Annotated in this window: 20 protein-coding genes; 3 read left to right on the top strand and 17 right to left on the bottom strand. The window is 69.2% G+C overall.

The genetic code is table 11. From position 1 onward, the window contains the following. Nucleotides 1–137: 137 nt before the first annotated feature. The 8 genes from Ato02nite_RS50225 to ruvC form a co-directional block, all read right to left on the bottom strand. On the bottom strand, nucleotides 138–2,576 hold the full coding sequence (locus Ato02nite_RS50225) for a RelA/SpoT family protein (protein WP_213013838.1): 2,439 nt from the start codon (nucleotides 2,574–2,576) through the stop codon (nucleotides 138–140). Nucleotides 2,577–2,753: 177 nt separating this feature from the next. After that, the gene (locus tag Ato02nite_RS50220; protein ID WP_246608246.1) at nucleotides 2,754–3,290 is read right to left on the bottom strand and encodes an adenine phosphoribosyltransferase; all 537 of its coding nucleotides are present in this window, start codon (nucleotides 3,288–3,290) and stop codon (nucleotides 2,754–2,756) included. A 60-nt stretch (nucleotides 3,291–3,350) separates the two neighbouring features. Continuing rightward, on the bottom strand, nucleotides 3,351–4,553 hold the full coding sequence (secF, locus tag Ato02nite_RS50215; RefSeq protein ID WP_213013837.1) for a protein translocase subunit SecF: 1,203 nt from the start codon (nucleotides 4,551–4,553) through the stop codon (nucleotides 3,351–3,353). 1 nt (nucleotide 4,554) lies between these two features. Further along, the gene (gene secD, locus Ato02nite_RS50210; protein WP_213013836.1) at nucleotides 4,555–6,435 is read right to left on the bottom strand and encodes a protein translocase subunit SecD; all 1,881 of its coding nucleotides are present in this window, start codon (nucleotides 6,433–6,435) and stop codon (nucleotides 4,555–4,557) included. 151 nt (nucleotides 6,436–6,586) lie between these two features. Beyond that, complete coding sequence (gene yajC / locus Ato02nite_RS50205) at nucleotides 6,587–6,985, bottom strand: preprotein translocase subunit YajC (RefSeq protein ID WP_246608245.1); 399 nt, start codon at nucleotides 6,983–6,985, stop codon at nucleotides 6,587–6,589. Nucleotides 6,986–7,128: 143 nt separating this feature from the next. After that, nucleotides 7,129–8,160: a Holliday junction branch migration DNA helicase RuvB gene (gene ruvB / locus Ato02nite_RS50200; RefSeq protein WP_213013834.1), complete on the bottom strand. Its 1,032-nt coding sequence runs from the start codon at nucleotides 8,158–8,160 to the stop codon at nucleotides 7,129–7,131. After that, nucleotides 8,157–8,759 carry a Holliday junction branch migration protein RuvA gene (gene ruvA, locus Ato02nite_RS50195; RefSeq protein ID WP_203797685.1) on the bottom strand — a complete coding sequence of 201 codons (603 nt, stop codon included), beginning with the start codon at nucleotides 8,757–8,759 and terminating at the stop codon, nucleotides 8,157–8,159. Before ruvA ends, ruvB begins: the two co-directional genes overlap by 4 nt. Beyond that, nucleotides 8,756–9,292 carry a crossover junction endodeoxyribonuclease RuvC gene (gene ruvC / locus Ato02nite_RS50190; RefSeq protein WP_213013840.1) on the bottom strand — a complete coding sequence of 179 codons (537 nt, stop codon included), beginning with the start codon at nucleotides 9,290–9,292 and terminating at the stop codon, nucleotides 8,756–8,758. The genes ruvA and ruvC overlap by 4 nt, the downstream gene beginning before the upstream one ends. A 102-nt stretch (nucleotides 9,293–9,394) precedes the next feature. Between ruvC and Ato02nite_RS50185 the strand changes: the two genes are divergently transcribed. Next, nucleotides 9,395–9,931, top strand: coding sequence for a hypothetical protein (locus tag Ato02nite_RS50185; RefSeq protein ID WP_213013833.1), 537 nt, complete (start codon nucleotides 9,395–9,397; stop codon nucleotides 9,929–9,931). Nucleotides 9,932–9,991: 60 nt separating this feature from the next. Here Ato02nite_RS50185 and Ato02nite_RS50180 read toward each other — a convergent pair whose 3' ends face one another. From Ato02nite_RS50180 to pdxT, 5 genes are all read right to left on the bottom strand, one after another. Then, nucleotides 9,992–10,399 carry a PIN domain-containing protein gene (locus Ato02nite_RS50180; protein ID WP_213013832.1) on the bottom strand — a complete coding sequence of 136 codons (408 nt, stop codon included), beginning with the start codon at nucleotides 10,397–10,399 and terminating at the stop codon, nucleotides 9,992–9,994. Then, on the bottom strand, nucleotides 10,396–10,647 hold the full coding sequence (locus Ato02nite_RS50175; protein ID WP_213013831.1) for a type II toxin-antitoxin system VapB family antitoxin: 252 nt from the start codon (nucleotides 10,645–10,647) through the stop codon (nucleotides 10,396–10,398). Before Ato02nite_RS50175 ends, Ato02nite_RS50180 begins: the two co-directional genes overlap by 4 nt. A gap of 137 nt (nucleotides 10,648–10,784) precedes the next feature. Continuing rightward, complete coding sequence (locus Ato02nite_RS50170) at nucleotides 10,785–11,333, bottom strand: Uma2 family endonuclease (RefSeq protein WP_213013830.1); 549 nt, start codon at nucleotides 11,331–11,333, stop codon at nucleotides 10,785–10,787. A gap of 123 nt (nucleotides 11,334–11,456) precedes the next feature. Then, the gene (locus Ato02nite_RS50165; RefSeq protein WP_213013829.1) at nucleotides 11,457–12,209 is read right to left on the bottom strand and encodes a YebC/PmpR family DNA-binding transcriptional regulator; all 753 of its coding nucleotides are present in this window, start codon (nucleotides 12,207–12,209) and stop codon (nucleotides 11,457–11,459) included. 17 nt (nucleotides 12,210–12,226) lie between these two features. After that, complete coding sequence (pdxT, locus tag Ato02nite_RS50160; RefSeq protein WP_213013828.1) at nucleotides 12,227–12,823, bottom strand: pyridoxal 5'-phosphate synthase glutaminase subunit PdxT; 597 nt, start codon at nucleotides 12,821–12,823, stop codon at nucleotides 12,227–12,229. A gap of 366 nt (nucleotides 12,824–13,189) precedes the next feature. On the opposite strand from pdxT, the gene pdxS reads away from it, so the two are divergent. Beyond that, complete coding sequence (gene pdxS / locus Ato02nite_RS50155) at nucleotides 13,190–14,089, top strand: pyridoxal 5'-phosphate synthase lyase subunit PdxS (protein ID WP_213013827.1); 900 nt, start codon at nucleotides 13,190–13,192, stop codon at nucleotides 14,087–14,089. A gap of 3 nt (nucleotides 14,090–14,092) precedes the next feature. Here pdxS and Ato02nite_RS50150 read toward each other — a convergent pair whose 3' ends face one another. The 4 genes from Ato02nite_RS50150 to pgsA are packed head-to-tail and all read right to left on the bottom strand — an operon-like array spanning nucleotide 14,093 to nucleotide 17,315. Continuing rightward, nucleotides 14,093–14,629 (bottom strand): hypothetical protein, encoded by a 537-nt coding sequence (locus tag Ato02nite_RS50150; RefSeq protein ID WP_213013826.1) that lies wholly within the window; start codon nucleotides 14,627–14,629, stop codon nucleotides 14,093–14,095. 25 nt (nucleotides 14,630–14,654) lie between these two features. Beyond that, entirely contained in the window at nucleotides 14,655–15,809 is a 1,155-nt protein-coding gene (locus Ato02nite_RS50145; RefSeq protein WP_213013825.1) for a glycosyltransferase family 4 protein, read from the bottom strand. A 10-nt stretch (nucleotides 15,810–15,819) separates the two neighbouring features. Continuing rightward, nucleotides 15,820–16,683 carry a phosphatidylinositol mannoside acyltransferase gene (locus Ato02nite_RS50140; RefSeq protein WP_213013824.1) on the bottom strand — a complete coding sequence of 288 codons (864 nt, stop codon included), beginning with the start codon at nucleotides 16,681–16,683 and terminating at the stop codon, nucleotides 15,820–15,822. Beyond that, on the bottom strand, nucleotides 16,680–17,315 hold the full coding sequence (gene pgsA, locus Ato02nite_RS50135; RefSeq protein ID WP_213013823.1) for a phosphatidylinositol phosphate synthase: 636 nt from the start codon (nucleotides 17,313–17,315) through the stop codon (nucleotides 16,680–16,682). Before pgsA ends, Ato02nite_RS50140 begins: the two co-directional genes overlap by 4 nt. A 195-nt stretch (nucleotides 17,316–17,510) precedes the next feature. On the opposite strand from pgsA, the gene Ato02nite_RS50130 reads away from it, so the two are divergent. Next, entirely contained in the window at nucleotides 17,511–19,670 is a 2,160-nt protein-coding gene (locus Ato02nite_RS50130) for an elongation factor G-like protein EF-G2 (protein WP_213013839.1), read from the top strand. The last annotated feature ends 21 nt before the right edge of the window (nucleotides 19,671–19,691 follow it).

Genomic DNA, 19,691 nt, shown 5'->3' with positions numbered 1-19,691 from the left:
CGCGAGGAGATCAACCAACCCCGCTCTGAGCCCCGCCCCGCGCCCAACCGGAAGCCAACCGGCAGGCCGATCTCCGAGCGCCCGGCCGGGGTGTGGGGCGGAGCCCTGCCGGGGTGCAGGGGCGGAGCCCCGCGGTCTTAGGCGCCCGAAGTAACCCGATAAGCGTCGAACACCCCGTCGACCTTGCGGACCGCGGCAACCAGATGCCCCAGATGCTTCGGATCCGCCATCTCGAACGTGAAACGGCTTACCGCCACCCGGTCTCGGGTGGTGGTCACCGTCGCCGACAGGATGTTGACTCGCTCCTCGGACAGGACCCGGGTCACGTCGGCCAGCAGCTTGTGCCGGTCGAGCGCCTCCACCTGGATCGCCACCAGGAACGTCGACGCGCTCGTCGGCTTCCAGCTCACCTCGACCACGCGTTCGGACTGGTCGCGCAGGTCCTCCGCGTTGGCGCAGTCTTCCCGGTGCACGCTCACGCCGCCGGAGCGGGTGACGAAGCCGAACACCGCGTCGCCCGGCACCGGGGTGCAGCAGCGGGCCAGCTTGACCCACACGTCGCTGACGCCCTTGACCACGACGCCCGGGTCCTGGGCGGTGCTGCGGTTGCGCGGCGGCCGGGTCGCGACGGCGGTCTCGGCGATGTCCTCGACCGCGCCCTCCTCGCCGCCGAAGCCGGCGACGAGTTTCTGCACGACGGACTGGGCCGAGACGGTGCTCTCGCCCACCGCCGCGTAGAGCGACGCCACGTCGGCCAGGTGCAGGTCGCGGGCGATCGTCGTGAGGTTTTCGCTGGTCAGCATGCGCTGCAGGGGCAGGCCCTGCTTGCGCATCGCCTTGACGATCGCCTCTTTGCCGATCTCGATCGCTTCTTCGCGGCGTTCCTTGTTGAAGAACTGCCGGATCTTGGTGCGGGCGCGCGGGCTCTTGACGAAGCCCAGCCAGTCCTGCGTCGGGCCGGCGGTGGCCGATTTCGACGTGAAGATCTCGATGACGTCGCCGTTGGACAGCGTCGACTCGAGCGGCACCAGCTTGCCGTTGACCCGCGCGCCGATGCACTTGTGGCCGACCTGGGTGTGCACCGCGTAGGCGAAGTCGACCGGGGTCGAACCCGTCGGCAGCGGGATCACGTCGCCCTTCGGCGTGAAGACGTAAACCTCCTGGCTGGACAGGTCGAAGCGCAACGCGTCGAGGAACTCGGACGGGTCGCTCGCCTCGCGCTGCCAGTCGAGCAGCTGCCGCAGCCAGGTCATCTCGTCGATGTGGGCCGGCGGGCCGACGATCGTCGCGCCCTTCTGCTCCTTGTACTTCCAGTGGGCGGCGATGCCGAACTCCGCCGTACGGTGCATGGCAAAGGTTCTGATCTGCATCTCGACCGGCTTGCCGGTCGGGCCGATGACCGTCGTGTGCAACGACTGGTACATGTTGAACTTCGGCATCGCGATGTAGTCCTTGAACCGGCCCGGCACCGGCTGCCAGTTCGCGTGGATGACGCCCAGCGCGGCGTAGCAGTCGCGGACCGTGTCGACCAGGATGCGCACGCCGACCAGGTCGTAGATGTCGTTGAAGTCGCGGCCCCGGACGATCATCTTCTGGTAGATCGAGTAGAGGTGCTTGGGGCGGCCGGTCACCTCGGCCTTGATCTTCGCCGATTTGAGGTCGAGACCGACCCGGTTGGTCACCTGGCGCAGCAGCGCCTCCCGCTGCGGCTGGTGCTCCCCGATCAGGCGGTTGATCTCCTCGAACCGCTTCGGGAACAGCGTGCCGAAGGCGAGGTCCTCGAGCTCCCACTTGATCGTGTTCATACCGAGGCGGTGGGCCAGCGGGGCCAGGATCTCCAGCGTCTCCTTGGCCTTCTGCTCCTGCTTGGGGCGGGGCAGGAAGGTCAGGGTGCGCATGTTGTGCAGCCGGTCGGCCAGCTTGATGACCAGGACCCGCGGGTCTTTCGCCATCGCCACGACCATCTTGCGGATGGTCTCGGCCTTGGCCGCGTCGCCCAGCTTGACCCGGTCGAGCTTGGTGACGCCGTCGACCAGCAGCGCCACCTCGGCGCCGAAGTCGGCCTTCATCGTCTCGAGCGAGTAGTCGGTGTCCTCGATCGTGTCGTGCAGCAGCGCCGCCACCAGGGTGGTCGTGTCCATGCCTAGGTTGGCCAGGATCGTCGCCACGGCGAGCGGGTGGGTGATGTAGGGGTCACCGGACTTGCGGTACTGCCCCGAGTGCCAGCGCGCGGCCACGTCGAAGGCGCGCTGCAGCTGGCGGCCGTCGGCCTTGGGGTGGCTGGCCCGGTGAGTGGCGATCAGCGGCTCGAGAACCTCGCTGACCTGGGTGCTCTGCCACGGGGCGTTGAAGCGGGCCAGTCGGGCCCGGACCCGGCGGCCGGTCGGCGCGCCGGACAGGCCGAATCCGGTGGCCGGCTCGTCGCCGGGCGGCATCGGCTGGGTGGCCTCGGGGTCCGGCGCGGGAACGGCCGGGCGGGGAGACGTCACGTCGGGCGTTATCGCCTCCGCACCGCCCTGTGCGTTGTCGGTCGGCTGCACCGTGCCCTCCGCCGGAGGGGCGACGTCGCTGGACACCGGACTCCTCACACCATCGACAGAACCCTCGCCGGTCGCCGTAGGCCGGCGAAGATCGCTCATCCCAGCGCCCCTGCTGTTGGTCACCTGGTTAGGAACGCCATCCTACCCGCACGGACTTCCCGGTTGCCCCGGCCGAACCTCCGAAAGAGCGGCTATCAGCCGGACGAACGCGTATCAAACGGTCAGCAGCGCGTGCACGGTCCGGGGGCTGAGCCGCTCCCGCCCCTTCAGGAACGCCAGCTCCATCAGCACGGTGAAGCCGACGACCGTGCCGCCGGCCCGCTCGACGAGTTCCAGTGCGGCGCCGGCCGTGCCCCCGGTGGCGAGCACGTCGTCGACCACCAGGACGCGCTGTCCGGCGATGAACGCGTCCTCGTGCACCTCGAGGGTGGCCTCGCCGTACTCCAGCTCGTACGTGGCCGAGAGGGCCTTCCGGGGCAGCTTCCCGGCCTTGCGGATCGGCACCACCCCGGTGCCGGTGGCGTACGCGATCGCGGCGGCCACCACGAACCCGCGCGCCTCCACGCCGGCGACCACGTCGAAGGAGTCCGCGCCGTAGTGCTCGACGATGCCGTCCACCACCCGCTTGAACGCGGCACCGTCGGCGAACAGCGGCATCAGGTCCTTGAAGACGATGCCCGGCTTCGGGAAGTCGGGGACGTCGATCGTGCTGCTGAGGATGACGGCCGCGAGCTCGGGAGAGTCAGTCACGGGCGAAAGCTTAAAGGCCCGCCGTCCCAGCGGGACGACGGGCCTTCGAGTCGAACGGGGTCAGCGGCGCTTGGTGCCGCCGCTCGGCCGCGGACCGGCACCGCCGGGACGGCCGGACCGGTTGGTGTTGCGCTTCGCGGTCGGCCGGGCACCCGGGCGCGGCGACGACGCGGCCAGGGCGGGAGCCTCGTCCGAGTCGGTCGCGTTCGGCTGGCGCTGCCGCTCGGCGCGCGGCGCCACGTCGCCGGAGCGGACCGCGGCCCGCCGGGCCAGCACCCGGGCGGTGTGCGCCTTGATCTTCGGCTCCTGGTCCTTCAGCGCGCTGAGCACCGGGGCCGCGAACATGATCGAGGAGATGACGCCGAAGCCCATGCCGACGAAGAGCACCAGGCCGAGGTCCTTCAGCGTTCCCGCGCCGAGCAGGCCGGCACCGATGAAGAGCAGGCCGCCGACCGGCAGCAGCGCCACCAGACCGGTGTTGATCGACCGCATCAGGGTCTGGTTGACCGCGAGGTTGGTCGCCTCCGAGTACGTCCGGATGCTGCTCGCCGTGATGCCGCGGGTGTTCTCCTGAACCTTGTCGAACACCACGACCACGTCGTACAGCGAGTAACCGAGGATCGTCAGGAAGCCGATCACCGTCGACGGGGTGACCTCGAAGCCGACCAGCGAGTAGACGCCGGCCGTGAGGAGCAGGTCGAGCAGCAGCGAGGAGAGCGCGGCCACCGCCATCCGCCATTCGAACCGGACGACCAGGTAGGCCATCACCAGGATCAGGAAGACGACCAGACCGATGATGGCCTGCTTGGTCACCTGTCCGCCCCAGGCCGCCGACACGCGGTCGTCGCTGACGTCCTCGGCCTTGACGCCGAGGTCAGCGACCAGGGCCGCCTTGGCCGTCTCGGCCTGCGCCGCGGTCAGGTCGGGGGCCCGGACCGTGAAGTACGCGTCGCCGCCGCCGGTGCTGCGGACCTGCTGCACGGCACCGATCTCGGCGGCCGGGTCGACCGTCTTGATCGCGCGGTCGACACCCTCCGAGACCTGGTCCTGGGTGAGCTCCTGACCGCTCGCGGTCTGGGCCGGGACGCTGAACGACGTGCCACCGGCGAACTCGATGCCGAGCTCGAAGCCCTTGAACGCGAAGCTGCCGATCGAGATCAGCACCAGCACGGCCGCGACGATGAACCAGGTCTTGCGGCGGCCGATGATGTTGATGTTCGCCTCGCCCTGGTACAGGCGGTCGGCGAGACCGTTACGGGCCATCTCAGGCCTCCTTGACATCGGTCTGGGCGCGCCGCAGGACGCGGCCGAGACCGCTCACCCGCGGCGACAGGAACGCCTTCGTGTTCGCGAACATCGTCATGATCGGGTGCCGGAAGAGGAACACCACGAGCAGGTCGAGCACGGTGGACAGACCCAGCGCGAAGGCGAAGCCCTGGACCGCGCCGATCGAGACGATGTAGAGCACCACCGCGGCCATGATCGTGATCGTGTTCGCCGAGATGATCGTGCGGCGGGCCCGGGCCCATGCTCGTGGCACCGCGGAGCGCGGACTTCGGCCCTCATGGATCTCATCCTTGAGGCGTTCGAAGTAGATGACGAACGAGTCCGCGGCGACACCCAATGACACGATGAAGCCCGCTATACCGGCCAGGGTCAGGGTGAAGCCGACCGTGCGGCCGAGGAAGACCAGCGCGCCGAAGGTCAGCAGACCGGACAGGATCAGACTCAGGAAGATGACCGAGCCGAGCAGCCGGTAGTAGAAGAACGCGTACACCGCCACCAGGGCCATGCCGATCGCGGCGGCCAGCAGGCCGGCCTTCAGCTGCTGGATGCCCAGCGTCGCGGACACGGTCTGGGCCGGGCCGGAGGTGAAGGTGACCGGGATCGCGCCGAAGTTGAGCTGGTCGGCCAGCTGCTTGGCGCTGACCGCGGTGAACGAGCCGGTGATCTGCGAGGTGCTGGTCAGCACACCCTGGATCTGCGGAGCCGAGATGACGTTCTTGTCGAGGACCACCGCGACCGCGCAGTGCTCGATGCTCGAGTAGAGCGTCTGGGCGGCGACGTAGCAGGGGTCGGCCGAGGTGGCCTGGAACGCCTGCCGGGTCAGGTTGGCCCACTTGGTCTGGCCCTCGCTCTTGAAGTCGAGGGAAACGACCCACTGGCCGTTCTGCGAGTCGAGCTGCGCGGAGGCCTTGGAGATGTCGTCGCCGACCACCGGCGCCTTGTCCAGCATGATCTTGGCGCCGTTGTAGCAGGCCGCGACCTTGGTGTCGACGTTGTCGATCGCGCCGTTCGGCCGGTCGTCGAGCTGCTTGCAGCTGATCGTCGGGATGTTGAACTGCATGTCCGGGGTGAGCGCGTTGACCTCGGGGCCGGTGAGCTTGCCGAACGGCGAGTAGGCCAGGCCGGCCTTGGCGTCGGTGGAGAGGTCGACCGGCGCGGTCAGTTTCTGGGCGGCGGCCCACGCGGTCGCGCCGACCTTCTTCTGCACCTCGGCCGCCGTGACCTGCTCCTGGCCGGGCACCGCGGCGGTGCTGCCGGGCGCCGGGGTGGCGGTGGCCGTCGGGCTCGCCGACGTGCTGGGCGGGGTGCTCGGGCTCGGCGCCTTCACGACCTCGCCACCGCCCTGGCCACCGGACGACGGCGACGCGTTCGCCACGGGGGCGCTCGCGCTGGTCGACGGCTTGGCCGAGGAGCTGGTGGACGGCGCGGCCGAGGCGGACGGCGTCGCGGTCGACGGGTTCATCGCCGACTCGGCGACGTCACCGGTCACGCCGACGAGCAGGCGGAACCGCATCTGCGCGGCGGTCGCGAGGTCCTTCAGCTGGTCGTCGGACTTGCCGGCCAGCGAGACCACGATGTTGCGGGTGCCCTGGATGACGACCTCGGCCTCGGAGACACCGAGCGCGTTGACGCGGTTCTCGATGATCGTCCGAGCCTGCTCCATGCTTTCCTTGGACGGGTCCTGCCCGCCCTGCACGGAAGCGATGTAGGTGGCTTGGGTGCCACCGACCAGGTCCAGGCCCAGTTTCGGGTGCAGGCGGTCGGTGAAGCTGCCGGAGGCGCCCCCGGCGAAGAAAACGAGCAGATACAGGACGACGAAGACCAGGCCGAGCACGCCGAGTTGGCGTCCGGGATGCATCTGTCCCTGAGGTGGTCGTGCCACGGCGTTCGGTCTCCCTGTACGTGTCGGCCGCTCCCCGGCGGCGCCGATCAAATTGCAGTGGCCGTTGTCCGGCCGGACGAACCGGCCCGACGGCCGGGTGCGCCGCGGGCCGGTCCGAAAGCTTTGTTCAGTCTTTCTTGCTCTTGTCGGCGGTCGTGTCCTCGACGACCACCGGAGGCTCCTCGATGACCGGCTCGTCCTCGATTACCTCTTCCGTCTCAACGACGGGCTCGGCCTTAGGAAGCACGCGAGCGATGGCCGGACGGGCAAACGTCACCACGACACCGGGAGCGACCTCCAGGGTAGCCACATCGCTATCGATGGTCACCACTGTCCCGTGCAGACCGCCGATCGTGACGATCTCGTCGCCCGGGCCGAGGGTGTTCTGCATCTGCTGCGCCTCGCGCCGGCGCTTCTGCTGGGGGCGGATCATCAGGAAATAGACGACGCCGAAGAGCAGAAGGAGGAACAGGATCGTCGTGAAGCCGCTTCCGCCTGCGCCACCCTCGGCTGCTGCCTGAACCACTAGAAAGCCTTCCGTAGGCCACCGATGCGCGACATGGGCGCGTCGGGGCGATATACACATCCCGGTTGAACCGCGGCGAGTCTAATCGGTCAACCTGGGAAGTCCGAATGCGGCACACATCACGTTCACATTACGAGGGGATTTCACGCGTCTCGGGCGAACAGATCACCCTGAACAACCCCCGACGGCGGCGTTTTGCCCAGATGAAGCCATCCCGACTCGGTCGCCACTCGGCCGCGCGGGGTGCGCGCCAGGAGGCCGGCCCGCACCAGGAACGGCTCACACACTTCCTCGACCGTATCGGACTGCTCACCGACCGCGACCGCGAGGGTGGACAAACCCACCGGACCGCCCCGGAACGACTCGATCAGCGCCCGCAGCACGGCGCGGTCCAGCCGATCGAGACCGAGCGCGTCCACGTCGTACACCTTGAGGGCCGCGCGGGCAGTTTCCTCGGTGACCACCCCGTCGGCCCGCACCTCGGCGTAATCGCGCACCCGGCGCAGCAGGCGGTTCGCGATGCGCGGCGTGCCGCGCGAGCGGCCGGCGATCTCCGTCGCCCCCTCCGCGGTGATCGGCACCCCCAGGATCCGCGCCGACCGGTGCAGCAGAGCGTCCAGATCGGCCGGTGAGTAGAAGTCGAGGTGCGCGACGAACCCGAACCGGTCTCGCATCGGGCCGGACAGCAGTCCCGCGCGTGTCGTGGCCCCCACCAGGGTGAACGGCTCGACGTCGATCGGGATGGCGGTGGCGCCCGGCCCTTTGCCCACGATGACGTCGACCCGGAAGTCCTCCATCGCCGAGTAGAGCAACTCCTCGGCCGGTTTCGCGATCCGGTGGATCTCGTCGATGAACAGCACGTCGCCCGGCCCGAGGCTGGTCAGGATCGCGGCCAGGTCGCCGGACCGCTCGATCACCGGACCGCTCGTGGTGCGGATGCTGGTGCCCAGCTCGGCCGCCACGATGTTGGCCAGGGTCGTCTTCCCCAGGCCGGGCGGCCCCGACAGCAGAATGTGGTCGGGCGGCGTGCCCCGGCCCATCGCACCCTTCAGCAGAAGGTCCAGCTGGTCACGGACCCGGTGCTGAGCGATGAAATCGGCCAGCCGGCGCGGCCGGACACTCGCCTCGGCATCGAGATCGTCATCATCGGCGTCCGGCGAGACCAGTTCGCTCATCGGGTCTTGCCCAGCAGCCGGATCGCCTGCCGCAGCAGCACCGGAACCGGCGGAACGTCACCGGTGATCGACTCGGCCACCGCGGCCACCGCCTGGTCGGCCTGCGCCACCGTCCAACCCAGGGCGAGCACACCCTGGCGGACCTGCTCCTGCCAGTCGCCGCGCAGCATGCCGGCCGGAGTGCCGTCGCCGAGCGGCATCGGGCCGATCCGGTCGCGCAGCTCCACCACCATCTTCTCGGCGCCCTTCTTGCCGATGCCCGGCACCCGGGTCAGGGTGGCCAGGTCGGCGCCGGCGATGGCGCGGCGGATCACGTCCGGTGCGTGCACGGCCAGCGCCGCCTGGGCCAGCCGCGGGCCGACCCCGCTCGCCGTCTGGAGCAGCTCGAAGAGGCTCTTCTCATCGTCGTCGGCGAACCCGTACAGCGTGAGCGAGTCCTCCCGGACGATCAGGCTGGTCGCCAGCCGGCACTCGACGCCGGCCTTCAGGCCGGCGAGCGTGCCCGGCGCGCACATCACCTGCATGCCCACGCCGCCGACCTCGACGACCGCGCTGTCCGGCAGGATCGCGGCCACCACGCCACGCACACTCGCGATCATCGTCGTGCTCCTCGCATGCTCTTCATCGCTTTCGCCTTCGCCGCCTCGATGCGGGCCCGGGTGCCGCCGCGCCAGATGTGGCAGATGGCGAGGGCGAGCGCGTCCGCGGCGTCGGCCGGCCGCGGCGGCGCGTCGAGCCCCAGCAGGCGGGTGACCATGGCGGTCACCTGCGCCTTGCCGGCCGTGCCGGAGCCGGTCACGGCCGCCTTGACCTCGCTCGGCGTATAGGTCTGGACCGGCAGCCCGGCCCGCGCGCCGGCCAGCACCGCGACCCCGCTGGCCTGCGCGGTGCCCATCACCGTACGCACGTTGTGCTGGGAGAACACCCGCTCGACGGCCACGCTCTCCGGCTTGTGCTCGGCGACCAGGGCGGCAAGCTCGGTGTCCAGCCGCAGCAGGCGCAGCGCGATGTCGTCGTCCGGATCGGTGTAGACCACGTAGTAGCCGATCAGCTTGCACTGCCGGCCCGGCACACCCTCGACGACACCCACTCCGCACCGGGTGAGCCCCGGGTCGACGCCGAGCACGCGCACCACGGACCTCCCCTGCCTCACGTACGTGTGTTCGACACCCTAATACGCCCCGCTCTTGCGCCCGGCACCGACACGCTCCGACGATGAGCGTGGGAGGTAGCCATGTACCTCGTTCCACCGATGGACGACGACCCGCCACCGGAGTACGTCGCTTTCGTCACCGGCCACCTGACGTCGCTGCGCACCGAGACCGACCGCCTGGTAGGCGGCGACTTCGAGGCCGCCCACCTATACCTGGACGTGCTGACCGACGTGGCCGGCCACTGGCGCCGGCTCTACTGGTGGGGCCGCCTGACCGGCAAGGACACCGCGACGACGTACCTGGAGAAACGCCTGGCTCAGCGCACCAGGCAGTGGCGCGACGAGCAGATCTACGAGGTAGACATCCGCGTGCTGCGCACGCAAACCCTCAGCTTCGCTCCGGCCGGCGCGCACCGATCAAGCTTGGCGCTGCGCAAGGCAACAGTCCTTCCCGGTACGGCGAGAAGCGGCGCAGCCTCGATCGCCGACGCCGGCATAGCCTGGGTGAAGGCAAGCCGCAAATCCGAGTGGCACCGCGTAGGCCGCCTGGCAGTGAGCGGCGTCTTGCTGGTGGGCGGCATGATCCAGTACATGTCGTGGTTGTCGGCCGGTTACTGAGAAGCCGGCCCGGGCGCCTCTCCCGAGTCGGCCTTCACATTGACTCCCGTCAGCGCTGGATCAATTCAGTCCGGCGCTGGCCAGATGCTTACGCAATTCCGGCACGAAGCGAGCCATCGTCTCGAAGTCGCCGTCCTCGTGCAGCACGGTCAACTTAAGTCGAATGGCGGTGGCCGCAATCACCAGATCCGCCACGGATGGCCCCTGGTGGGCGCTGTGCAGCGCAAGCTCGCGCCGGATCGAGGCCACGATCTCCCACACGTTGTCCGGAACCGTCACCGGCAGACATTTGCCCGCGATCAGCTCCTCCAACTCGCTGTACTTCTTGGAGTCAGCGGCCTTGAGGGTCTCCGCAAGGGCCGGCTCACAGACGGAGACCAGACCACGACGAACCAGTTCGTCCCAGGCCGGGTCCGTCTGCCCCCTGACAAACCTCACCAGGACGCTCGCGTCAATCAAGTACTTCATTTGTCACCGTCCGCGGCGTCGAAGTTGAAATGTCCGTCCCTTGCCAGCTTGCGAAGGGCCTCCATGGCGGCACCACGCCTCGCGCGCTCCGTCGTGACAAGCCGGAGGAGCGCCTCGTTGATCGCGGCGTTCGGCGAAGGAGCCGAGATCTGACGCTGAGCCTCTTCGAGCAGCTCGGCATCGATCTCGACATCTGTTTCGGGTTTGGTTGCAAGGTCTGTCATTTCCGGCTCCTGTCGATCGATCATCGTCAGCCCGCCTCCTCACCATACTGGTCATGAGACCAGATGTCACCCGTCAATAGCTGCCAGGAACCCGTCACCCAACACAGACGGGACCGGCCACCAGGCCGGTCCCGTCATCGTACTAGTCGCGGAGCTAGATCTCAGGCGCCCTTTTCGCGGTACTCCGCCTCCAGCTCCGACAGGCGGACGGTGCGGTCTCGCGCGTATGCCGGCTCGCCGCCGGTGAGCGTCAAACGGTGCAGGTGCACGATGGCGTCGTCGTGGGAGCGCTCCGGAGTGCGGTCGGCGATCCAGTACTCCGGGATGCCTCGCTCCGCGTACCACCGCGCCTTCTCGGCGTATTCGCCGTTCGGCGTGCTCTCCGAGACGATCTCGATAACCACCTGGAAGGCCGATCCGGGCAGGTTGGAGTAGTCGGCGACGTCGGGCGGAAGGCTGTCGATGACCCCGAGATCGGGGAGACGGCTGTCGCGCGGCCGCTCGCCGCGGATGCCCGTGTCCTGGAGCACCTCGTGGCCGGCCCCGGCCAGCAGGAACATGAGCCGCCGGGCCATCACCTTGTGCCAATAGGTGGACGGCGTCATGACGACGAGGCTTCCGTCGTGCAGCTCGTAGCGGTATTCCTTGGGCAGGGAGGCGAGATCATCGACGTCGAGGTCCTCGATCGGCGGCAGATTGAGACCAGTCATGACGGCCAGAACCCCCTCACCGTACTAGCGCAACGCCTAGTAGCTCAAGACCCAGTTGTCGTACGCCACCCTACTGGTCATGCGACCAGATGTCATGGGACACCTGGTCGCATGTTCGGCTTGTCACGCGTCGATGGCGGCCATTACCTCGTCGGAGACGTCGAAGTTCGCGAAGATGTTCTGCACGTCGTCGCAGTCCTCGAGGGCGTCGATCAGCTTGAAGACCTTGCGGGCCGCTTCCTCGTCGACCGGCACCGTCATCGTCGGGACCAGGGACGACTCGGCCGAGTCGTAGTCGATGCCGGCGTCCTGCAGCGCCGTGCGCACCGGCACCAGATCGGTCGGCTCGCTGACCACCTCGAACGAGTCGCCGAGGTCGTTGATCTCCTCGGCGCCGGCGTCGAGGACCGCCAGCATCACGTCGTCCTCGCTGTTCCCCTCCTTCGGGACCAGCACCACGCCCTTGCGGTTGAACAGGTAGGACACGCTGCCGGCGTCGGCGAACGTGCCGCCGTTGCGGGTCAGGGCGGTGCGGACCTCGGTGGCGGCGCGGTTACGGTTGTCGGTGAGGCACTCGATCAGGATGGCCACGCCGTTCGGGCCGTACCCCTCATACATGATCGTCTGCCAGTCGGCGCCGCCGGCCTCCAGGCCGGAGCCGCGCTTGACCGCGTTGTTGATGTTGTCGTTCGGGACGGAGCTCTTCTTCGCCTTCTGGATGGCGTCGTAGAGCGTCGGGTTACCGGACGGATCGCCACCACCCGTGCGGGCTGCCACCTCGATGTTCTTGATGAGCTTCGCGAACATCTTGCCGCGCTTGGCGTCGATGACGGCCTTCTTGTGCTTGGTCGTCGCCCACTTGGAGTGGCCGGACATGCAAAACCTCCGTGGTGTCAGGCGGCCTGGCGGACCATCTCGACGAAGTACCGGTGGACGCGTAGGTCGCCGGCAAGCTCCGGGTGGAAAGCCGTGGCGAGCAGGTTCCCCTGCCGAACGGCGACAATCCTACCGGCGGCCGGCCCATCCTTGACGCGGCCCAACACCCGCACGTCGTCGCCAACTTCTTCGACCCATGGCGCCCGGATGAAGACGGCGTGAAAATCACCGCCCGAAATGTCGTCGATGGCTACCGCTGCCTCGAATGAGTTGACCTGCCGCCCGAAAGCGTTGCGCCGCACGGTCATCTCGATGCCCTGGAAGGACTCCTGGTCCGGCCGCCCGTCCAGAACGGTCGTGGCCAGCATGATCATGCCCGCGCACGACCCGTAGACCGGCATCCCGTCGGCGATCCGCTTCCGGATCGGGTCGAGCAGCCCGAACGACACCGCGAGATTACTGATGGCGGTCGACTCCCCGCCCGGAATGACCAGCGCCTCGACATCGGCCAACTCCTCGGGCCGCCGGATCGGCCGCGCCAGGACATCACTCTCGGCCAGCGCGGAAAGGTGTTCCCGAACGTCGCCCTGCAGGGCCAGCACTCCGATATTCACGATTCCAGCTTAGGCAGGCGAACATCAAGATCAAATTCAACAGCCTGATGTCGCACCTGGGTGGTGGGTGACGGACCGCTGCTCCCGCCGAGGCCGGGCGGGGCCCAGCTGCGCCGGCCCTGCCCTTCATTCTGCGTGAGCGGTCGCGCTTACCCCAAAAACACAAATCCCAGTCAGGTACCTGATCATCCGGGACAACACCGGGAACTGGCTGACCCTCGTCGAGCCGAAGGCCTTCACGCCGGAGGAACTGGCGGGTTTCTGAGGGAAGCAGGCCACCGTGGGGTCGATTGGCCATCGGAGGCGGGGGTACCCGTGCGTACGATCCGAGGTACCGAAAAAACCCGTCTGAGGAGCCGATACACCATGTCTTCCGATAACCAGCCCGCCGTCGGGACCGCGCGCGTCAAGCGCGGGATGGCGGAGATGCTCAAGGGTGGCGTGATCATGGATGTGGTCACGCCGGACCAGGCGAAGATCGCCGAAGACGCCGGGGCCGTCGCGGTCATGGCGCTGGAGCGGGTGCCCGCCGACATTCGCGCCCAGGGTGGCGTGTCGCGCATGTCGGACCCGGACATGATCGACGGCATCATCGAGGCGGTGTCGATCCCGGTGATGGCCAAGGCCCGGATCGGGCACTTCGTCGAGGCCCAGATTCTCCAGTCGCTCGGTGTCGACTACGTCGACGAGTCTGAGGTGCTGACCCCGGCCGACTACGCCAACCACATCGACAAGTGGCAGTTCACCGTGCCGTTCGTGTGCGGGGCCACCAACCTGGGTGAGGCGCTGCGCCGCATCACCGAGGGCGCCGCGATGATCCGCTCGAAGGGTGAGGCGGGCACCGGCGACGTGTCGAACGCGACCACGCACATGCGCAAGATCCGGCAGGAGATCCGCCGGCTGCAGACCCTGCCGGAGGACGAGCTGTTCGTCGCGGCGAAGGAGCTTCAGGCACCGTACGACCTGGTCAAGGAGGTCGCCGAGGCGGGCAAGCTGCCGGTCGTGCTGTTCACCGCGGGCGGCATCGCCACCCCGGCCGACGCGGCCATGATGATGCAGCTGGGCGCCGAGGGCGTGTTCGTCGGTTCCGGCATCTTCAAGTCGGGCAACCCGGCGCAGCGGGCCGCCGCGATCGTCAAGGCGACCACCTTCCACGACGACCCGGACGTGCTGGCCAAGGTGTCGCGCGGCCTGGGCGAGGCGATGGTCGGCATCAACGTCGACGAGATCCCGCAGCCGCACCGGCTCGCCGAGCGCGGCTGGTAACCCTCAAACCGACTCGAGTGGCGCGGTCGGGGTGGCCGGCGACGGCACCTCGGCCACCATCGAGGGCAGGCCCGGGTCCTCGATGTCGAAGTACTGCGGGCGGGAATAGCGCCGGGCCATGCCGAGCGCCCGCACCAGCGGCCGATGCCGGGCGGTCAGCGCGTCGCGTACGTGATCGGTGTGCACCTGCCGGGCCAGCACCGCCCGCCGGCTCGTCGCGATGAGCTGGCGTTCCGCCAGGTCGGCGCCGCGCGGCGCGGCCGCGCGCAGCTGGCGGGTGAGGTCGTTCTCGGCCTGTTCCCGTTCGTCCGGGTCGGCGTCCAGCGCGAGCCGGGCGGCCGCGTAGAGCTCGACGTTCTCGTGCTGCTCGGCGACGACCGCGGCGGCCGCGGCCCGGCGCACCAGATGGGCGTCGAGGGCCCGCTCGGCCGACTGCGCCCGCACGTGCACCCGCTCGACCCGGTGGGCCGTCCAGCCCAGGTAGGCGGAGAGCAGTACGACGAACGCGACCACCCCCACGACCCACCACATGCGGGGCATCGTAGTGCCCTTTCGTTTCCCCGAGTCAGGTGGCCGAGCGTGGCTCTGACCACTCTTCGTCGATGACCCGCCCGTCGGTGGCCTCGATCGCGGTGGCGTAGACCTCGAGGACCCGGAGGGCGACGCTGGGCCAGTCGAAGGCCGCGACGGCGGTCCGGGCCGACTCGGTCAGGACGGAGCGCCGGGCCGGGTCGTCGAGGAGTTCGCCCAGCAGGACGCCGAGCGCGTCGGCGTCGCCGGTGGGGAACAACGCCCCGGCCCGGCCGCCGTCGAGGACCCGGCGGAACGCGTCGAGGTCGCTGGCGGCGATCGCGGTGCCGGCCGCCATCGCCTCGGTGAGGATCATGCCGAAGCTCTCGCCACCGGTGTTGGGCGCCACGTAGACGTCCACGCTGCGCAGCATGCGAGCTTTGTCGCGTTCCGACACCAGACCGAGAAACGTCACCCGGTCGTGCACGTCGGCCGGGAACTCGGTGTAGAGATCCTCGCGATCGCCCGGGCCGGCCACCAGGAGCCGCAGCTCCGGCCGGGAGCGGGCCAGCGGGACGAAAGCCGCGCGCAACAGATCGAAGCCCTTGCGCGGTTCGGTGAAGCGGCCGAGGAAGCCGAGCGTCCCGCCGGTGCCGGGCCAGCCGTCGAGCGGCTCGGCCGAGGCGAACTTCGCCACCGCCACCCCGTTGGGGATCTCCACCGCTCCCCCGCCGAGGTGCTCGACCTGCACCTTCCGGGCCAGCTCACTGACCGCGATCCGGGCGGTGATCTTCTCGATCACCAGCTGGAGCAGGCCCTGCGCCGCCGACAGCGCGCGCGACCGGGTCATCGCGGTGTGGAACGTGGCCACCACCGGTCCGCGCGCGGAGAGCACGGCCAGCATGGAGAGCGACAGGGCGAGCGGCTCGTGCACGTGCAGCACGTCGAAGTTGCCCCGGCTGAGCCAGCGCCGCACCCGCGCGGTCGACACCGGCCCGAAGGCGATCCGGGCGACCGACCCGTTGTAGGGGAACGGCACCGCCCGCCCGGCCGGCACCACGTAGGGCGGCAGGTCGGCGTCCTCGTCGGCGGGAGCGAGCACGCTCACCGAGTGACCGAGCCCGATCAGCGCCTCGGACAGGTCCATGATGTGGTTCTGCACGCCGCCGGGCACGTCGAAGGAGTAGGGCGAGACGATCCCGATCCGCATGGTGGTCTCCCTACAGCCACAGTTTCTGCAGCATGTGCCAGTCCTGCGGGTGTTCCGCGATCCCCTCCGCGAATGCGTCGGCCAGCAGCTGGGTGGTGGCTTTCACCCGTTCGTCCAGGGCACCGGTGGTCGGCGGGGTGATCCGCCGGAGAACCGCGACGGTCTGCGTGGGGGTGAAGGACAGCGAGACCCCGTACAACGGGGCTTTCGTTCGGATGGCCAGGATCGCCGGGCCGGCCGGCATCCGGGTGCGGCCACCGAAGAACGTCACCTCGACCCCGTTGCGGGAGAGGTCCCGGTCGCCCAGCAGACACACCAGAAAGCCCTGGTCGAGCCGCTCGGCGAGCACGTCGAGCGGCGCGCGGCCGCCCCCGGTGAGCGGAACGACCTCCATTCCGAGCTTTTCCCGGTACGCCACGAACTGCTGATAGACGGCCTCGGGTTTGAGCCGCTCGGCGACCGTCACCATCGACCAGCCGTTGGCGACCACCCAGGCCGCGGCCGCGTCCCAGTTGCCCATGTGTGGCAGCGCGAGCACCGCACCCCGGCCGTCGGCGACGTCCTTACGCAGCCAGTCGTAGTGCTCCTCGGAGATCCCGAACCCGTCCAGGGCCTGCTGACGGGTCTGCGACGGCAGCCGGAACGCCTCCAGCCAGTAGCGTGCGTAGGAACGCAGCCCCATCCGTACGAAATCTTCGGGAATGTCGGGGTTGACCTGCTGGAGGTTGCGGCGCAGCCGTTGGGTGCCGGGCCCGTTCTTGCGGTACGCCCGGTCGGCCGCGGCATTGAACAGTGCCCGCGCGGCCGGTAGCGGCAACATCCGGACCACCCGCCAGCCGGCGGCGAACCCGAGCTCGGTAAGCCGATCCTTCATGCCACCGGCTCGGCCGCAGAGGGGGGAACCGGCTCGGTGCGGCCCGCGTGGATCAGCCGCTGGAAGACCGTGATCACGGAGAGTGCGGCGAGCACCCACAGCGCGGCCGGCAGGCCCCACTCCAGCCCGGCGGCGCCGAGCAGGCCGCCCACACCCAGGATGAGGAGGCGTTCGAGGCGCTCGGCGATGCCGACGTCGGCGTTCAGGCCGAGGCTCTGCGCGCGGGCCTTCACATATGAGACGACCTGGCCGGCCACCAGGCTGATCAGACAGGCGATCATGCCGCCGTACGGATTGCCCTGACCCGCCAAATACCACACCACGGCGCCGAAGACGGCTCCGTCGGCGATCCGGTCCATCGACGAGTCGAGCAGGGCACCGAACTTGCTGGTGCCGCCGCGCATGCGGGCCATCGTGCCGTCGAGGGCGTCGGTGAGCGCGCACGCGGTGACGACCACGGTCCCCCAGAGGAGGTGCCCCTGGGACCCCAGCCAGGCACCGATGAGCACGCCGACCGTGCCGGCGACGGTCACGGCGTTGGGTGTGACGCCGATCCTCAGCAGGAATCGGGCGGTGGGATTGACGACGTGCGACACGACAGCACGCGCGGGAACGTTGACGATCTTTGCCATGGCCGTCCCACCTTATCGGCGCCCGGGGAGGGACCGCAGGATCCGGCCGGTGCGTGGCCGTATCGTCATCTCGCAAAAGGACCAAAGACCCCTTTCGCGATTGCCCGACTACAAAGGGTTGCCACCGCCACAGCAGCGGGTGTGGGATTCAGGAACAGCGTCGTAACAGTCATGAAACGGACAGGAGCGGCCGCCATGGCGCAGAAGACCTCGGAGAAAGGGCTCAACGGCGCGGCTGCGCCGGTGGTGACCGAGCCCGGCAGAGTACGCAACGTGGTGCTGGTGGGTCATTCCGGCTCGGGCAAGACCACCCTGGTCGAAGCCCTGCTCGCCGCCACCGGAACGATTCCGCGGGCAGGCACGGTGACCGACGGCACCACGGTGTCCGACCACGATCCGGCGGCGGTCCGCCAGCAGCGCTCGGTCGCGCTGGCCTGCGCCCCGCTGGTCCACCAGGACGTGAAGATCAATCTGCTCGACACCCCCGGCTACGCCGACTTCGTCGGGGAGCTGCGCGCCGGCCTGCGGGCCGCGGACGCCGCGCTCTTCGTCGTCTCGGCGGTCGACGGCATCGACGAGGCCACCACCGCGCTGTGGGAGGAGTGCGCCGCCGTCGGCATGCCCCGTGCGGTCGCGATCACCCGCCTCGACCACCCCCGCGCCGACTACGACGGCACCCTCGAGGCCTGCCAGGACGCGTTCGGCGAGAACGTCATGCCGACCTACCAGCCGATGCTCGGCGACGACGGTCAGTCCATCGCCGGCCTGCTCGGCCTGGTCACCCTGCGGGTGCTGGACTACTCCGAGGGCTACCCGCCGCAGGTCGGCGAGGCCGAACCCGAGCACCTGAACCCGATCGCCGACGACCGGAACACGCTGATCGAGGGAATCATCGCGGAAAGCGAGGACGAGACCCTCATGGACCGCTACCTCAGCGGCGAGCTGGTCTCCACCGACACCGTGCTCACCGACCTGGAGAAAGCGGTCGCCAAGGGCAACTTCTACCCCGTCGTCCCGGTCTGCTCGGCCACCGGCGTCGGCCTCGACGCCCTGCTCGACGGCCTGGTCAGCAGCGCACCCTCGCCGCTCGAACACGACCTGCCGGTGGTCACCGCGGTGGACGGCTCACCCCGCCCGCCGCTGATCTGCGACCCGGACGGCCCGCTCGTCGCCGAGGTGGTCAAGACCACGATCGACCGGCACGTCGGCCGGGTGTCGCTGGTCCGGGTCTTCTCCGGCACACTGCGGCCCGAGCAGGTGCTGCACGTCTCCGGGCACGGTCTCGCCGAACGCGGCCACCCCGACCACGACGCCGACGAGCGGGTGGCGCACGTCTACTCCCCACTCGGCAACCAGCTGCGCGAGGTTCCCTACTGCATCGCCGGCGACATCTGCGCCATCACCAAGTCCGGCAGCGCCGAAACCGGCGACACGCTCAGCAGCAAGGACAACCCCCTGCTGATGGAGCCGTGGAGCATGCCCGAACCGCTGCTGCCGATCGCCGTGGTCGCCAAGACCCGCTCCGACGAGGACGCTCTCGCCAAAAACCTCGCCCGCCTGGTCGCCGGCGACCCCACCCTGCGCCTGGAACGCAACGTCGAGACCCACCAGCTGGTCCTCTGGACGATGGGCGAGTCACACGCGGACGTCGTCCTCGACCGGCTCCGCTCCGGCGGCGTCGAACTCGACACCGAGCCGGTCAAAGTGCCACTGCGGGAAACCTTCGGCGCCACCGCGAAAGGACAGGGCCGGCACGTCAAGCAGTCCGGCGGCCACGGCCAGTACGCGGTCTGCCACATCGAGGTGGAACCGCTGCCACGCGGCGCCGGCTTCGAGTTCGTCGACAAGGTGGTCGGCGGCGCGGTGCCGCACAACTACATCCCCTCGGTGGAGAAAGGCGTGCGCACCCAGCTGGAACGCGGCCTGGTCTCCGGCTACCCGGTGGTCGACCTGCGGGTGACACTGTTCGACGGCAAGGCCCACAGCGTCGACTCGTCCGACGCCGCGTTCCAGACCGCGGGGGCTCTGGCGCTGCGCGAGGCGGCCGGCGTCGGCCAGGTGACCCTGCTCGAACCGATCGACGAGATCGCGGTGCGGGTGCCGGAGATGTATGTGGGCGCGGTGATGAGCGATCTCTCTGGTCGTAGGGGACGGCCGCTGGGCTCGGAATCGGAGCCGGACGGGGTGCACAGCCTGGTCCGGGCCGAGGTCCCGGCTACTGAGCTGATCCGGTACGCGGTGGAGTTGCGGGCTCTGTCCTCGGGGTCCGGCACCTTTACCCGCACCTATATCCGTCACGAGCCGATGCCTTCCCATCTCGCCGAGGCTGTTCGTAAGGAGCACTCCGGGAAATAGTTGCGCTGGGACGGTTGTGGG

Source organism: Paractinoplanes toevensis (assembly GCF_018332695.1).
In the GTDB taxonomy this organism is placed as follows: Bacteria; Actinomycetota; Actinomycetes; order Mycobacteriales; family Micromonosporaceae; genus Actinoplanes; species Actinoplanes toevensis.
Note: the sequence above shows the minus strand (reverse complement) of the source record. Positions and strands in the feature narration are given on the sequence as shown.

Bases quoted from the DNA above. Each gene is read 5' to 3' on its own strand.
- Ato02nite_RS50130 (WP_213013839.1), top strand. From the start codon at position 17,511: ATGGCGCAGAAGACCTCGGAGAAAGGGCTCAACGGCGCGGCTGCGCCG.
- ruvB (WP_213013834.1), bottom strand. From the start codon at position 8,160: ATGAGCGAACTGGTCTCGCCGGACGCCGATGATGACGATCTCGATGCC.
- Ato02nite_RS50185 (WP_213013833.1), top strand. From the start codon at position 9,395: ATGTACCTCGTTCCACCGATGGACGACGACCCGCCACCGGAGTACGTC.
- Ato02nite_RS50150 (WP_213013826.1), bottom strand. From the start codon at position 14,629: ATGCCCCGCATGTGGTGGGTCGTGGGGGTGGTCGCGTTCGTCGTACTG.
- Ato02nite_RS50170 (WP_213013830.1), bottom strand. From the start codon at position 11,333: ATGACTGGTCTCAATCTGCCGCCGATCGAGGACCTCGACGTCGATGAT.
- Ato02nite_RS50145 (WP_213013825.1), bottom strand. From the start codon at position 15,809: ATGCGGATCGGGATCGTCTCGCCCTACTCCTTCGACGTGCCCGGCGGC.
- Ato02nite_RS50175 (WP_213013831.1), bottom strand. From the start codon at position 10,647: ATGATCGATCGACAGGAGCCGGAAATGACAGACCTTGCAACCAAACCC.
- pgsA (WP_213013823.1), bottom strand. From the start codon at position 17,315: ATGGCAAAGATCGTCAACGTTCCCGCGCGTGCTGTCGTGTCGCACGTC.
- ruvA (WP_203797685.1), bottom strand. From the start codon at position 8,759: ATGATCGCGAGTGTGCGTGGCGTGGTGGCCGCGATCCTGCCGGACAGC.
- Ato02nite_RS50140 (WP_213013824.1), bottom strand. From the start codon at position 16,683: ATGAAGGATCGGCTTACCGAGCTCGGGTTCGCCGCCGGCTGGCGGGTG.
- secF (WP_213013837.1), bottom strand. From the start codon at position 4,553: ATGGCCCGTAACGGTCTCGCCGACCGCCTGTACCAGGGCGAGGCGAAC.
- pdxS (WP_213013827.1), top strand. From the start codon at position 13,190: ATGTCTTCCGATAACCAGCCCGCCGTCGGGACCGCGCGCGTCAAGCGC.
- Ato02nite_RS50165 (WP_213013829.1), bottom strand. From the start codon at position 12,209: ATGTCCGGCCACTCCAAGTGGGCGACGACCAAGCACAAGAAGGCCGTC.
- Ato02nite_RS50180 (WP_213013832.1), bottom strand. From the start codon at position 10,399: ATGAAGTACTTGATTGACGCGAGCGTCCTGGTGAGGTTTGTCAGGGGG.
- secD (WP_213013836.1), bottom strand. From the start codon at position 6,435: ATGCATCCCGGACGCCAACTCGGCGTGCTCGGCCTGGTCTTCGTCGTC.